Here is a 14,593-nt window from a genome sequence, read left to right as displayed (position 1 = left end):
ACAAAAAAGCCATGTACACTCATTCAAAAGAAACGCAAAGTAATTTAACGCCGGCATCAGCACTTCAGATCTTAAAAGATGGCAACCAGCGATTTATCAACAACCTGAAAGCAAACCGCAACCTTTTGCAACAGGTGAACGAAACTTCTACAGGGCAGTTTCCTTTTGCCACCATTTTAAGTTGTATAGATAGCCGTACTTCGGCAGAGCTGATTTTTGACCAGGGCTTGGGCGATATCTTCAGCATCCGTATTGCCGGTAACATCCTTAACGAGGATATTTTGGGCAGCATGGAATTTGCTACCAAAGTAGTGGGTACAAAAATAATTATGGTATTGGGCCATACCAAATGCGGGGCAATTGTGGGTGCCTGCAACCATGTAGAAATGGGCAACCTTACCACACTGCTTAACAAAATACAGCCGGCACTTGTTAACGAAAAAACAGTTACCGAAGAGAGGAACGGCTCAAACCCCGAGTTTGTAAACAAGGTTACCGATATCCACGTAAATTTAACCATCGACCGCATAAGGCGCGAAAGCCCGATAGTGGCAGCCTTAGAGCAGGAGGGCAGCATTAAAATTGTTGGCGGCCTTTACGATGTAGAAACCGGCCTGGTAACATTTTTTGAATAATATGCCAACAGCAAAGGGCCGGGGTTTATAACTCAGGCCCTTTGCTTATTTACGCCGTGCTTAGCCATTCAAGCACGCAATTTGTACTCGGGCGCATGAGCAGACTGCTTTTGCCTCAATAATAGGCCTCCGTACTGGCTACTAAATCCAGTATATCCAATTTGGGCTCTACCTCCAATCCGCTGGCCCAAAGTTCATCAGCAAATTTTTTAAAGGAGGCCAATCCCTGTAATACCTGGTGGGCTTCTTCGCTTTCCAACTGGTCAAAATGCATAAAGGTTTTACCATCGGGCAGCAGCCATGCGCCATATTTAATGCCGGGGTGGTTAAGGGCCTTCAGTTCGGCTACTATGGCGGCTATATTTTGCTGGTTTATCGGCGCATATTCCTCGCGGGTGGTATATTGTACGCGTACTACTTTCATTGCGGTAATTGGTTTATGCAAGTTAATTAATCTCGTTGCGGTAGGCAAGGGGTAAATGCGCCACAATGCTGCGTGCATTGCGGCATTGCCTTTGCGGATTCGGAGCTTTTGAACTCGATCCTTATCGCCCGCATATTTGACTCACCCCGACGGCTCCGTGTACGGAGCGTCGGCCCTCTCTGCTGCGCAAAGAGGGCCTAAACTAAAGCCTTTTCTGCATCTCAAATGGCGAGAACTAAATCCCTCTTTGCGGAGCAGAAGGGTCGCCCAGCTTAGCGTCGCCGGGGAGAGTCCACTCGCGACGCAGAAATGCCGTCATTTCACCTCTGCTAAAAGCACCGGCCACCTCACCCTATATTTGCCATATTCTTATTATATTTAGCAATCGCTTGTAAAGAGGAGGCACCTACGGAGCCCTCAGTATTGCTTGTAAAGTTTCTATAAACACGATGCTCCTAGCGGAGCGTAAAACTCAAATCGGTATAAACACTCCGGAGGAGTATCGTGTTTATAGCATAAGGAGAAAGGTGAGAAGGCTCCGTAGGTGCCCCCTAATCAGCGACTTGTTTTAAAGCGATTTCCCTAGGTATGCCCCAAAGAACAAAATGCTGCAATTTTTTGTTAAATTTTGCATCTTTACGATATTAAAGCCCCCTCTGTTATCTATGCGTTGTAAACAATTACTGTCAATTGTTTTTTTACTGACAGCAGCATTTCCTGCCTTTGCCCAAAAACAGGTGGAGGCTGATAGCATCACCGTTATAGCTAACGCCAAATTTGATAAAGCGGGCTTATTTAAAAGGGCCCTGCTGGGGACCAGTTACCGCAAGGTATGGGCACAGCCTATAAAAGTGCCTATCTTTCATCTCAATAAAGAAAAAGGCGGCCTCAAAATAACCGGCACGGGCGGCGGCAATCAAACTACATCATTGCAGTTGGAAGATTCGCTGGGCCACGAGTGGGTGCTGCGCTCGGTAAACAAAACCACCTCGCGCGATCAGCCCCAAATTTATAAGAATACCATGGTGGAGGATCTGATGCTGGATGCCGGCTCCATCGGTCACCCTTACTCGGCTTTAGCAGTACCGCCATTGGCAGAAGCGCTGGGTCTGCAGCATACCAACCCCATCATTGTTTACCTGGGCGATGACCCTGCTTTGGGCAAATACCGCGACGAGTTTGCCAACCACATGTACCTTTTTGAAGAACGTGGCCCGGCAGACGGTTCAAAAGATATCAAAACCGAGACCCTGCAGGATAAGCTGGAACAGGACAACGACAAGAAAGCCGATGCCAGACTGATACTGCGCGCCCGTATATTCGATTTTATCATGGGCGATTGGGACCGCCACGGCGGCCAATGGAAGTGGACCAAAAGCGACTCCTCAAAAAATACCTACGAGCCATTCCCCAAGGATAGGGATAAGGTATTTTACACTACGGGCGGGGCGATATTTGATGTAATGTCGATAGCCAAGCCCAACCTGCAGGCCTATACCGACCATATCCGAAGGGTAGATTTGTGGAACTACAACACCGTGGGCTTCGACCTGTATTTCCTGAACCAGTTTGATCAAAAGGATTGGGAGGCGGAGATTACCTATGTGCAGAGCCATCTTACCGATGAACTGATGGAGCGGGCGTTAAAGTTGATGCCGCCCAACGTGTACGCGGTATCGGCACCAGCCATTTTCAAAACCTTTAAACGTCGGCGGGATCATATTCGCAAATATGCCATGCGCTATTACCGTTTCCTGGCGCAGCGGGTGGATGTGACGGGGTCGGATAAGAACGAGAGGTTCACCATCATCCGCCAGCCTGATGGTGATGTGCAGCTCACCATCAACAAAGTCAAGAAAGATGGCCTGGGTAAGGTGATATACCAGCGTACCTTTAAACATAAGGATACCAAAGACCTGCGCGTTTACGGCCTGGAGGGTAAGAATACTTTTGAGGTTATCGGTGGCAACACATCGCCCATCACCGTGCGCATGATAGGCGGCCACGAAGAGGATACTTACCTGATAGATTCCGCGCAAAGTCGCAAGAATCTCTACCTTTACGACCGCAGCGACCAGCAGAACAACCTACCGACGGCATCTGCCGCGCACCTCAAGCTGAAGAAAGATACCACCGTAAACCAATACATCAGGCCAGAGAATAAGTACAATACCGTAACGCCAATCGTTTCCCTGGGTTACAGCACGGAGGATGGGCTGCAGTTTGTGGGTGGTGCCAACTACGTGCGGTACAGCTTTCAAAAGCAGCCGTATTCCAGCTTGCAGCATCTATCGGTAAACTATACCTTCCAAAAGCAATCGTTCATTGTAAATTACAGCGGCATTTTTAAGAAGCGGTTATGGGATAACGATTTGCTGGTAAACATTACCGAGCGCGGCCCGCGCAACACCAACAACTTCTTCGGGCTGGGCAACGTGGGCGAATTCGATAAGGCTGGTGGAAAGGAGTTTTACTACTACCGCAACCGTTACGATTTTGCCGTGGCCGATATACGCCTGGCGCACCACTATAACCACTGGCAACTGAGCGGCGGCTCGGTAACGCAGTTCTACACCGCATCTGAAGACCATAACAACGACCACTTTTTTAACAAATACAATCAACTACACCCCGAAGAGCAGGTGTTTAAAGCCAAACTATACACCGGCATCATCGGCGGCGCAGTTTACGATACCCGCAACAACACCACCTTTGCCAGCCATGGCGTGGTTTGGCGCACCACGGTTACCGGGCTCACAGGCTTAAATATCAGCGGGCATACTTCGGGTTCGATGCTGTCTACCTTCAGCTTTTTTGTACCGCTGATGGATTCTACCATCGTGTTCGCCAACCGTACCGGTGCGGGCGCAATAGCAGGCAAGGGCGATTTTTTCCAGATGATGAACCTGGGCGGGCTTACCATGCGCGGCTACCATACCAGTCGTTTTATAGGGAACACCATATTGTACAATAATATGGAGCTGCGCGCCAAGCTGTTCGATTTTAATGCCTACGTACTGGCTTCCTCTTTTGGCGTAGTTGGCTTTAACGATACGGGCCGCGTTTGGCTGAAGGGCGAAAAATCAGACACTGTGCACGATACCTACGGCGGCGGTATCTTCCTTACGCCGTACAACGCCTTTTTGTTCGAGGCCGTACTAGGCAAAAGCCCGGAGGGCACACTGGTTTATCTAACTGCGGGGTTTAGGTTTTAGGGGGGATTTGATAGTAAAACCAATTCTTCTATAATAGATGGCAGAATCAAAAAAAATTAAAATACAACAATCCTGATTTTGCTAATAAAATTAGTATCTTTGTCAGGATAAAATCACTTCATGTGCTGTTGCAGCAATCATTTAGGTTGTGTAACTTGCATACAATTAAATCGTTAAGAATTATTATGATTTCAAATAGCTTCAACAAAACAAAAGCTATCAATTCTTTGATTCTTATCGCAAGTAAAATTGCAGATAGCAATGGGATTGCAGATAAGTACACGGCGTTAAAAATGCTATACTTCGCAGAAGTAATTCATTTGGCTAAGTATGGCCGATTGATAACTGATGATGATATAGCTAGACTTCCACATGGTTCTACGCCATCAAAGTCATATGATTTACTAAAAGCATCAAGCAACGACCCTAACTTTCAAATTCTAAGTAACGAGAAATTCAAACCGTTATCCCCTATTGACATGGATGAGCTGTCGGAAAGTGAAGTAGAAGCCCTATTGCAATCATATGAACAAAATAAATTTTTCGGCTTTTATAATTTAAAATCAAAAGCTCATGATGATGCTTATAATATGGCTAAAGAAAAAGGGCTTCGGTTTGTCCCCATTGAATATATAGCTAAGCAAGAGAAATTGTCTGCGCCAGAAATCGCCTACATAAAAGAACATTATGATTTTGTAGAATCAATGCAATGGCTCAATCTTTAAGCGATTTCTTTTCAAAGGAATTAAAGGAAAAACTCGTAGATATACCTATATCGTTAAAAGGAATTGTTTTGATAGAAATTCCTGAATTCTTAAGCGCAAAAGGTGATAAATTTGCGATATTAGTGTCGCAATCTAATTGCAAAGGCTTTATTGCGCTGGTAAGTATAAATACTAACAAGCCCTTTTCTGGGAATTATTACACCCTGAAAAAAAAGGAATATCCATTTTTAAAATACGACAGCCATGTTGGATGTGATTTCATTTCGGATAGACCAACTGACGAAATAACAAAGTTTTTAATTAATAACCCAGAACGTATAAAAGGCGAATTACCGATTTTCAGCATGTTCAGATATTACAAAAGTTAGCAGAAAGCAAGCTAATTACGAATAAGATTAAAAAGAAATACGATTTGTTGTAATGAGTAATCTACCACAATTGCTGCATTTTTGTTAACTGCATAGCCTTGCTTTGTCAATAAGGGAATCGAACAAGCTATCCTTGCTTAAACTTTTGCTCCAATTCCCAGTTTCTATTCAAACACTAAAAAAAATTCCAATTAATTTTTATCTTCGTTTGCCTTTGCCCTGGCATTAACTTATATAGTGCTCTATGCTGTTCAATTCGTTACATTTTGTTGTATTCTTCCTCATCGTAACGCCGCTTTACTTCATCCTTCCCCATAAATTCCGGTGGATAATGTTACTGATAGCCAGCTGCTATTTCTACATGACGTTTATCCCTATCTATATCCTCATCCTCATCTTTACCATCATCGTAGATTATTTTGCGGGGATATGGATAGAGAAATCGGAGGGGCGCGAACGAAAATTCTACCTCATTATATCGCTGGTGGCCAATATTGGCGTGCTGGCGTTCTTCAAATACTTCAACTTTCTTAATGAGAACCTCACCCTGCTCATGAGCCAGTTCGGCTTGAGCAATGCGGTGCCTTATTTAAAGTTTATTTTGCCGGTGGGCCTCAGCTTCCATACCTTCCAGGCCATGAGTTATACTATCGAAGTGTACCGCGGCAACCAGGCTGCCGAGCGGCATTTCGGCATTTACTCACTTTACGTAATGTTTTACCCGCAGCTGGTGGCCGGCCCTATAGAGCGCCCGCAGAACCTGCTGCACCAGTTTTATGAGAAGCACCCGCTCACCTACGAGAATTTTTCCATCGGCTTCAAGATGATTTTATGGGGATTTTTCCAGAAACTGGTAGTGGCCGATAGGCTTTCCATCTTCGTATCGGCGGTGTACCAAAACCCGGGGGCCTACAGCTCTTCGATGCTGCTGGTGGCTATCCTGTTCTTCGCGTTCCAGATATATGCCGATTTTGCCGGCTACTCCAACATCGCCCTGGGTACGGCGCGCATCATGGGCTTTAAGCTCATGACCAACTTCAACACGCCTTTCTTCTCCACCAGCGTTACCGAATACTGGCGCCGCTGGCATATATCGCTCAATACCTGGTTTAGCGACTATCTGTTCACACCGCTCATGATTGCCAACCGCGATTGGGGCAAGGCAGCCGTTATCCTGGCACTCATGGTTACCTTCGGCCTTAGCGGCTTGTGGCACGGTGCCGGGTGGACGTACATTATGTACGGCCTACTGCATGGCGTGGCGGTAAGCTACGAGTTCCTCACCAAGAAATTCCGCAAGAAGCTATCTAAAGCCATCCCACCAATTATTTATAACAACGTAAGTATGCTGCTGGTATTTACCTACGTATGCCTTACCTGGGTGTTCTTCAGGGCGCAAAGCTGGGGCGATGCTATTATGGTACTCAAAAGGCTGTTTGCTTTCCAGGGGAAATTTTTTGTATTCGATAATAACCTCGGGGTGATTATCTACTCGCTGATGGCTATTGCGATATTGCTGGTACATGATCTAAGCGTACATCTTAACCATGGCAAAAGCTACTTTTTATACCACAAATCGGCAGCGGTGCGCATGGCCACTTATTGTTTCATATTGGTTACCATTGTGCTTATCGGCGTATTTGATGGTGGGCAGTTTATCTATTTCAAATTCTAAACATGGCCGATTACAAACTCATCATTAAGCGTTTTGGCATACTGGTAATAGCCATGTTCCTGTTAGATTGGGGCGTAGGTGCTGTGCTTAAACATTTCTACTTCACCAAAAAGAACGGTGCCGATTACCGCACCAACCACGTAATCAACAAAACAAAGGCAGATGTGCTCATATTCGGTTCATCAAAAGCGGCTTACCATTACGATACCAAAATCATCGGCGATAGCCTGCATTTATCTGTTTATAACGCCGGCAGGGATTTGAGCTATATCTACTACCACTACGCCCTGCTGGAGGCTGCCCTAAAACGCTACACCCCAAAACTGATTGTGCTTGACACCCGCGCCAACGAATTCCATATGTTTAAAAATGGCGAAGACCGCGACCGCATTAACGTATTGTTGCCTTATTATGATAGCCACCCCGAGCTGCGCCAGGTTTGCCTGTTGCGTGGTCCGTTTGAGCGATATAAGCTGCTATCAAAAATGTACCCTTACAATTCGCTTATCTTAAATGAGCTGGTAGAACTGTTGCCCATCGCCCGTTACAAGAAGGACGATTCGCAGGACGGATACATCGCCAAATACGGACAATTTAAAGGCGGCCTGCGTCCCTACACGGTGAGGGATGCCGTAGATACCACCGCAGCCCTTTACTACAAAAAATTCGTGGAATTGTGTAAATTAAGGAAAGTACCATTGGTAGTTGCCTTTTCGCCTATCTATCAGGATATTCATGCAGCTGCCAACCGCAATGTGCAATACGCAATGCAGGTTTGCAAAAACAATAACGTGCCGGTGCTCAACTACCTGCGCGATACCACCTTCGCCAGCAAGCCCCAATATTTTTACGATGACTTGCACCTCAACAGGCAGGGCTCGGTGGTGTATAGCAGTATCATCGGCGGTAAGTTAAGGCAACTATCTACTCATAAATAAAGCTTATTATTGCAGCATGAAGGATTTTGCTAACCTGAAACGCAATCTCAAGAAAGATGCCTCGGCCCTAAAACCTATTAAAGTGGCCCTGCTGGGCGATATCGCAACGCAGTTCCTATCGGTAGCCATACGGGGTGTAGGTTACGAACATGGCTACAATTTACAGCTTTGGGAAGCCGACTTTAACCAGGTAGAACGCCAGGTATTCGACCCGGCATCAGAACTGCACGCGTATGATGCCGAGGTGATCATCATCTTCCGGTCCTCCCACAAACTGCTGGGCAAATACAACAAATATAAAGGCAATCCTACCTCTTTTGCTGCTGATGAACTCAACGGTATCAAATCCATCTACGATACGCTTGCCTCAGTGAACCCCAAGGTAAAAGTAATATACTACAACTACGCCGAGATAGACGACAGCGTTTTTGGCAACTATGCTAACAAGGTGGCTGCGTCGTTCCTGTTCCAGCTGCGAAAGCTCAATTTTCTGCTGATGGAGTATGCCACCGAGGTGCCCAACTTGCATGTCTGCGATTTATCTTCAGTACAAAACCAGGTGGGCAAAGCAACGTTTTTTCAGCCGTCGGTATATATCAATTCTGAGATGGTGCTGAGCATCGAGGTGCTGCCCGCCATCGCCTACAAAACGCAGGGCATCATTAGCGCCTTGCAGGGCAAGTTTAACAAATGCCTCATCCTCGATCTGGATAACACCACCTGGGGCGGCATCATAGGCGATGATGGTATTGAGAATATCCAAATAGGCGCTTTGGGCATTGGCAAAGCCTTCTCCGAGTTTCAGTACTGGGTAAAAAAACTAAAGCAGCGAGGCATTATTGTAGCCGTGTGTAGCAAGAACACCGAAAGCATCGCCAGGGAGCCTTTCGAAAAGCATCCGGATATGGTGCTGAAACTGGATGATATTGCCGTTTTTGTGGCCAATTGGGAAAACAAGGTTGATAACATCCGCAAGATACAGGGCATCCTCAATATCGGTTTCGATTCGATGGTTTTCCTGGATGATAACCCCTTCGAGCGTAATATGGTGCGGGAGGGGATACCGCAATTAACTGTTCCCGAATTACCCGAAGATCCTGCGGAATACCTCGAATACTTGTACCCGCTCAATCTGTTCGAAACCGTTTCTTTCACCAACGACGATGCCGAACGCACCAGGCAATACCAGGTAGAGGCGCAGCGCGCAACCCTCTTCGAAAAATTCACCAACGAGGACGATTTCCTGCAGAACCTGGCCATGGTAAGCGTAGTAGAGCCATTCACCAGGTTCAATACCCCACGGGTGGCACAGCTATCGCAACGCAGCAACCAGTTCAACCTGCGTACTGTGCGCTATACCGAGGCTGATTTGGAGGCCCTGGCCGCATCGGCAGATTATCACACCTTTTCTTTTACGCTGGAAGATAAATTCGGTAATAATGGCCTTATTTGTGTGCTGATTTTGCAGCAGGAGAGCCCCGATGTGCTGTTCATTGATACCTGGCTGATGAGCTGCCGCGTGCTGAAGCGTGGCATGGAGAACTTTACGCTGAACACTATCGCTAATTTTGCGCAGGAAAAAGGCTATAAATACCTCAAAGGCGAGTATATTGCCACCGCAAAAAACGCAATGGTGGAACAGCATTACGGCAAACTGGGTTTCGAGCCGGATGGCGCTTACTGGCTGCTGAACCTCGCCCAATACCAACCTCAAAAAGCATTTATTGATAAAAAATAACCCCGTGGAAAGACTACAGATAATAGCCCAGGTAACCGATATATTTAAAGACGTGCTGGATAACGACGACATTACGCTAACCGATGCCACTACGGCTAAGGAAGTTGACGATTGGGATTCGCTGAACCATATACAACTGGTTGTAGCCATAGAAAAGCATTTTAACATACGCTTCACCGCCAAAGAGATACACAGCTGGCAAAACGTAGGCGAACTGGTGGATAGCGTGGCCGGGAAAGTCTGAACCGCCGATTTTAATGATTTTAGGATTGCGTTGATTAGCTCCTCCTGTAGACGTAAACCATATTTGTTCTTGCGAGGAACGATGCGTAGGGCTGAGGAATGGGGCGACGCGGGTAAAACGGTCATCTTTACGGCAACTATGAAAAAACTTTTATTCCTGCTTTTTTTATTGGCTCCTGCTTTTGTTTTTGGCCAAACGGGTACTATACGCGGTAACATAACCTCCGTGTTGAGCAATGAGCCCCTTACCGGGGTAAGCGTTGCCATTGTAGGCACGGCTACCGGAACCACAACCGATTCTTTGGGGAATTACACCCTTGCCGGGCTGCGCCCCGGTTATTATACCCTGCAAATATCATTGGTAGGTTATCGTCCTAAAACTCTTTTTGATATACAGGTTACCAATGCCAAAATAGCGGTTGCCGATGTTGGACTGGAAGACGATTCCCAAACGCTTAACGAGGTGAAGGTAGCTGCGCCGCGCTTTTTTAAAACGCTGGAAAGCCCGGTATCGCTCCGGACCATTGGTTCTACCGAAATTAAGCGCAACCCGGGCGGTAACCGCGATATTAGTAAAGTTATCCAGTCGTTGCCGGGCGTGTCATCGCCGGTGAGTTTCCGTAACGATATCATCATCCGTGGCGGCGCGCCCAACGAGAACCGCTTTTATATCGACGGAATAGAGATCCCCAATATCAACCACTTCGCTACGCAGGGTTCTTCTGGTGGTCCGGTTGGGCTTATCAATGTAGATTTTATCAACGAGGTTGATTTTTATTCGGGCGCGTTCCCGGCAAATCGCGGTAACTCCCTCAGTTCGGTGTTTGAGTTTAAGCAAAAGGATGGGCCGACAGATCGCACCAACGCCACGCTTACGCTCGGCTCCAGCGATTTTGCCGCAACGCTTGCGGGGCCATTCAGCAAAAAAACCACCTTTATTTCCTCGTACCGTTACTCGTATTTGCAGGGCTTGTTTAAACTCATCGGTTTACCTTTTTTGCCCTCATACCAGGATTTTCAATTCAAAGTAAAAACCAAGTTCAATACCAAAAACGAGCTGACCATTTTAGGCCTCGGCGCGCTGGATCGCTTTAAGCTGAACCTGGATGCTAAAAACACCGAGCTGAACCAATATACGCTGGCCAATATCCCGGTGAATTCGCAAAATAATTATACCATCGGTGCCACCTACAAAAACTTCCGCGCCAATGGTTACAGTCTGTTTGTTTTAAGCAGGGATTACCTGGATAACCGCGCCAAAAAGTTTCAGGATAATAACGAGGCCGGCACCAAAACGCTCGATTATAATTCGAAGGAGATAGAGAACAAATTCAGGTTCGAGAATGTGAGCCGGGCTAATGACTACCGCATCAGCTTTGGTGCCGGTGCCGAAACTGCCCAATACACTACCAATACCTTCAACTTGCTGCCATTCAACAGCAACATCTACACGTCGGAAATCAACTTTTTTAAATACAGCCTGTTCGGGCAACTGAGCAAGGCTTATTTTAAAGATAAGCTGAATCTCTCTTTCGGTGCCCGTGCCGATGCCAATACCTATTCTTCAAAAATGAATAACCTGGCTAAAACACTTTCGCCGCGATTCTCGGCCTCTTACAACATCAGCGAGAAGCTCAGCATTAACTTCAACACCGGAATTTATTACCAGCTGCCCGCCTATACCGTTTTAGGCTATCGCGACAGCACCGGTGCATTAGCCAACCGCGATGTGAAATACATATCCAACAAACAGGTAGTTTTGGGGCTGGAGTACAATACGCTTAAAAACACCCGTTTCACCATCGAAGGCTTCTATAAGCACTATAAAGATTACCCGGTTGAGCGCGTACTGGGCGACAGCATCCCGCTGGCCAACCTTGGTGCCGATTTTGGCGTGGTGGGCAATCAGCAGGTAGTTGGCTACACCAAAGGCCGCAGCTACGGGGTAGAGTTTTTTGCGCAGCAGAGGCTCAATAAAGGTTTTTACGGCATCTTCGCGCTTACGCTTTTCCGCAGCGAGTTCCAGGATAAGAACGGGAGGTATGTGCAATCCTCCTGGAATAACCGCTACATCCTGAGTATGACAGGCGGCAAGGTATTCAGTCGTAACTGGGAGGTAGGCGCAAAACTGCGCTATACCGGCGGCAGTCCGTACACGCCTTACAACATCAGTTCATCTACGCTAAAAAGTAATTATGCTATCTTCCCGCAGGGCATACCCGATTGGCAGCAGCTCAACAGCCGCCAGTTGAACAACTTTTACCAGCTGGATGTGCGCGTAGATAAAAAATACCCCTTCAAAAGGTTTACGCTGAACGTGTACCTCGATATCCAAAACCTTACCTACAACCAATACCAGCTGCAACCCTACCTGGTGCCCGACCGCGATGCCGCCGGTAACCTGCAGGATGCCCCCGGCGACCCATCGCGTTTCCGCTCTAAGTTATTGGATAACAAAGGCGGTAATGTGCTGCCGACCATTGGCGTAATATTTGAGTTGTAATTCGTTGTCAATAATGAGGTAATTCCGTGCCGTTCAACGCTGCGCGGATAAGCTATATGGCATGGGTGTTATAGCGGTTGGCTGGCTTATGGAATAGCATGTCGGCCTCACGAGTAGTCTGTTGTTTAATATTACAGGCTTACTACCGGGTTATTGCCCGCCAGTCGACCATTTGCGAATCATTTATTGTTTTCGAAAGGAAACCCTTCTATTCAGTATACGGCCCTCTTCCGTTGAATTATCTGCTACAGGCTGGGTTTCACCGTAAGCTTTTACTTTTAATTTCTTAGCATCAACACCGGAATTAACTAGATAAGTTTTTACAGAGTTGGCCCTGTCTCGAGATAAGGAAATGTTGTGAGCAGCCGTTCCTTCAGACGATGCATAGCCGGATATCTGCAAACTTTCACCGGTCGAGCGCAGATCGGAAGCCGTTGCATCCAATACCGGGTAAGAAGATGTAGGCAATACCGCACTGTCAAACCCAAATATTATGTCGCTATAACCTGAACCTGCCGGCGCAAATTTGTATGGAAAAGCTTCCGAACAATTGGGTTCCTCATCTATATATTCATAACCCGCCTTAACTTTCAATAATTTATCATATCTGCCACATAGCCGGTAAAGACTTACGTTAGGGTACCAGATGATTTTACTCCTGTCGGCGCTAACCGTCTTGTTTTGAAGATACCCGCCATAGTGCACGTCTTCCTTTAGGTCCACCGGCCCGGCGGGCGTTTGAACAATTTGCCCTATTGCTGCGCAACAAAATAATGAGAGTAAAGCGGTAAAAAATGTTTTCATAAAGCTTATTTAATAATGCGAGCCAGTTTTACGTCTTCCTTTTTTATGGTATAAATTTGCTTATCCTTCTCAAGAGCGTTATCAACAGTGACCAATCTATCGGCCAGAATAACTATATATTCCTCCTTGGTGGTTAGTAAAAGCCTTAAACTACCTTGCTGATTGCATGCTTTAAATTCATTAGTGAGTCTATTGATTGTGCTTGGAGCGTAAATCCCTTTGTCAACACGCGCTTTCTTAACACTATCTGCGGCACCTTTTGCACCGGTACCTTCTATATCCTCTTTTAAAACAAATTTAACTCTTAGAAGTCCCGACCCACGGTAAGCAAAATCTTTTTTCCCATCTACACCGGCCGAAAAAATGGCACTCACATACACTATAGCAAACCAAATTATACACAACATGTAAACAATCCAGCTTTGCTTCAAAAATTTTATTAGTAAAATACTACCTGCCAGCAGCAATATCGCTACCAACCAATGATCTATAAATAAATACGTTAAAACATTTACCGAATAAATAAGGAAATAATAAAATTCCATATCGGCCTGTCGGATGGAGATGCCAAAAAAATTAAAGTAAGTATAAATGTAAACCCACCCTGAGAAATACAGGTAAATTGCTAAAACAAACGAAATGTCCTTTGCATTTTTAAAAAAGCTGGTTTCAGTTTCTACGGGCGACTCCTGAGGCGGTGCAGCTTCAGCTACAAGTTTTTTTTCGGCCATGGATAAATAAGGTTAGGTATTTATTGCGTATAAACATAAGTATTATATTTATAATTTCAAAATATATAATACTTATGTTTGTATTTAGATATCAAATCGTGTCATGCAGTTCACCGATGCCCCCGCTGCCGCAAGCTTCCTCGCTTGTGGCCCACTTGCAAGGTAACCACTTTGCATATTCGCTAACCTGCTTATCGGGGATTATTAATGTTTTTAATTTTTTTGGCCAAGGTATTAATGAGCTCCCTTTGGTCGGTTGTCTTCGTTCCTTATAATGACGTGATTTTAAGTTATTGATTATCAGTATATATTTTTGCACGTCATAACCTTTTTTTTCAGGGTTACCCCCTTATGGATACTCGCAACGACGCGGTGGTGAGTGGTTTTTGTTAGCCCCCGCTGCCGCAAGCGTCCCCGCTTGTGGCCTGCATGCAAGGTAACAACTTTGCAAGCCGCCCTGCTTATCGGGGATTATTAATGTTTTTAATTTTTTTTGGCCAAGGTATTAATGAGCTCCCTTTGGTCGGTTGTCTTCGATCCTTATAATGACGTGGCCTTAAGTTGTTGATTATGAGTATGCATTTTTTTACACGT

At 45.9% G+C, this 14,593-nt stretch carries 12 protein-coding genes; 9 read left to right on the top strand and 3 right to left on the bottom strand.

Annotated features, from left to right (window positions below; all coding sequences use genetic code 11):
• Positions 1-11 precede the first annotated feature (11 nt).
• On the top strand, positions 12-635 hold the full coding sequence (locus E2R66_RS13520; RefSeq protein ID WP_133231516.1) for a carbonic anhydrase family protein: 624 nt from the start codon (positions 12-14) through the stop codon (positions 633-635).
• A gap of 115 nt (positions 636-750) precedes the next feature.
• On the opposite strand, the gene E2R66_RS13515 is transcribed toward E2R66_RS13520, so the two are convergent.
• Complete coding sequence (locus E2R66_RS13515) at positions 751-1,059, bottom strand: hypothetical protein (RefSeq protein WP_133231518.1); 309 nt, start codon at positions 1,057-1,059, stop codon at positions 751-753.
• Positions 1,060-1,724: 665 nt separating this feature from the next.
• On the opposite strand from E2R66_RS13515, the gene E2R66_RS13510 reads away from it, so the two are divergent.
• The 8 genes from E2R66_RS13510 to E2R66_RS13475 all read left to right on the top strand — a co-directional run bounded on the left by E2R66_RS13510 (position 1,725) and on the right by E2R66_RS13475 (position 12,464).
• Positions 1,725-4,274, top strand: coding sequence for a BamA/TamA family outer membrane protein (locus E2R66_RS13510; protein ID WP_133231520.1), 2,550 nt, complete (start codon positions 1,725-1,727; stop codon positions 4,272-4,274).
• A gap of 185 nt (positions 4,275-4,459) precedes the next feature.
• Entirely contained in the window at positions 4,460-4,999 is a 540-nt protein-coding gene (locus tag E2R66_RS13505; RefSeq protein WP_133231522.1) for a type II toxin-antitoxin system antitoxin SocA domain-containing protein, read from the top strand.
• Complete coding sequence (locus E2R66_RS13500) at positions 4,984-5,367, top strand: hypothetical protein (RefSeq protein WP_133231524.1); 384 nt, start codon at positions 4,984-4,986, stop codon at positions 5,365-5,367. The genes E2R66_RS13505 and E2R66_RS13500 overlap by 16 nt, the downstream gene beginning before the upstream one ends.
• A gap of 244 nt (positions 5,368-5,611) precedes the next feature.
• Complete coding sequence (locus tag E2R66_RS13495; protein WP_133231526.1) at positions 5,612-7,042, top strand: MBOAT family O-acyltransferase; 1,431 nt, start codon at positions 5,612-5,614, stop codon at positions 7,040-7,042.
• A 2-nt stretch (positions 7,043-7,044) separates the two neighbouring features.
• Positions 7,045-7,980 (top strand): SGNH/GDSL hydrolase family protein, encoded by a 936-nt coding sequence (locus tag E2R66_RS13490; protein ID WP_133231528.1) that lies wholly within the window; start codon positions 7,045-7,047, stop codon positions 7,978-7,980.
• 16 nt (positions 7,981-7,996) lie between these two features.
• Complete coding sequence (locus E2R66_RS13485; RefSeq protein WP_133231530.1) at positions 7,997-9,718, top strand: HAD-IIIC family phosphatase; 1,722 nt, start codon at positions 7,997-7,999, stop codon at positions 9,716-9,718.
• Between the two features lie 4 nt (positions 9,719-9,722).
• Positions 9,723-9,962 carry an acyl carrier protein gene (locus E2R66_RS13480; protein WP_204985921.1) on the top strand — a complete coding sequence of 80 codons (240 nt, stop codon included), beginning with the start codon at positions 9,723-9,725 and terminating at the stop codon, positions 9,960-9,962.
• A gap of 138 nt (positions 9,963-10,100) precedes the next feature.
• Positions 10,101-12,464, top strand: a complete 2,364-nt coding sequence (locus E2R66_RS13475) for a TonB-dependent receptor (RefSeq protein WP_133231532.1) — start codon at positions 10,101-10,103, stop codon at positions 12,462-12,464.
• A 183-nt stretch (positions 12,465-12,647) separates the two neighbouring features.
• Here E2R66_RS13475 and E2R66_RS13470 read toward each other — a convergent pair whose 3' ends face one another.
• Together E2R66_RS13470 and E2R66_RS13465 are read right to left on the bottom strand one after the other, a co-directional pair.
• On the bottom strand, positions 12,648-13,268 hold the full coding sequence (locus tag E2R66_RS13470; protein ID WP_133231534.1) for an OmpA family protein: 621 nt from the start codon (positions 13,266-13,268) through the stop codon (positions 12,648-12,650).
• Between the two features lie 5 nt (positions 13,269-13,273).
• Entirely contained in the window at positions 13,274-13,999 is a 726-nt protein-coding gene (locus tag E2R66_RS13465; protein ID WP_133231536.1) for a hypothetical protein, read from the bottom strand.
• Positions 14,000-14,593: the final 594 nt, after the last annotated feature.

The sequence above is a fragment of the Mucilaginibacter psychrotolerans genome (genome assembly GCF_004519315.1).
Taxonomy (GTDB): domain Bacteria; phylum Bacteroidota; class Bacteroidia; order Sphingobacteriales; family Sphingobacteriaceae; genus Mucilaginibacter; species Mucilaginibacter psychrotolerans.
The sequence above is the reverse complement of the archived record's forward strand: the minus strand, read 5'-3'. Positions and strand labels throughout refer to the sequence as shown.

Excerpts from the sequence above, each read along its gene's own strand:
- E2R66_RS13520 (WP_133231516.1), top strand. The coding sequence starts at position 12 with ATGTACACTCATTCAAAAGAAACGCAAAGTAATTTAACGCCGGCATCA.
- E2R66_RS13515 (WP_133231518.1), bottom strand. The coding sequence starts at position 1,059 with ATGAAAGTAGTACGCGTACAATATACCACCCGCGAGGAATATGCGCCG.
- E2R66_RS13510 (WP_133231520.1), top strand. The coding sequence starts at position 1,725 with ATGCGTTGTAAACAATTACTGTCAATTGTTTTTTTACTGACAGCAGCA.
- E2R66_RS13505 (WP_133231522.1), top strand. The coding sequence starts at position 4,460 with ATGATTTCAAATAGCTTCAACAAAACAAAAGCTATCAATTCTTTGATT.
- E2R66_RS13500 (WP_133231524.1), top strand. The coding sequence starts at position 4,984 with ATGGCTCAATCTTTAAGCGATTTCTTTTCAAAGGAATTAAAGGAAAAA.
- E2R66_RS13495 (WP_133231526.1), top strand. The coding sequence starts at position 5,612 with ATGCTGTTCAATTCGTTACATTTTGTTGTATTCTTCCTCATCGTAACG.
- E2R66_RS13490 (WP_133231528.1), top strand. The coding sequence starts at position 7,045 with ATGGCCGATTACAAACTCATCATTAAGCGTTTTGGCATACTGGTAATA.
- E2R66_RS13485 (WP_133231530.1), top strand. The coding sequence starts at position 7,997 with ATGAAGGATTTTGCTAACCTGAAACGCAATCTCAAGAAAGATGCCTCG.
- E2R66_RS13475 (WP_133231532.1), top strand. The coding sequence starts at position 10,101 with ATGAAAAAACTTTTATTCCTGCTTTTTTTATTGGCTCCTGCTTTTGTT.
- E2R66_RS13470 (WP_133231534.1), bottom strand. The coding sequence starts at position 13,268 with ATGAAAACATTTTTTACCGCTTTACTCTCATTATTTTGTTGCGCAGCA.
- E2R66_RS13465 (WP_133231536.1), bottom strand. The coding sequence starts at position 13,999 with ATGGCCGAAAAAAAACTTGTAGCTGAAGCTGCACCGCCTCAGGAGTCG.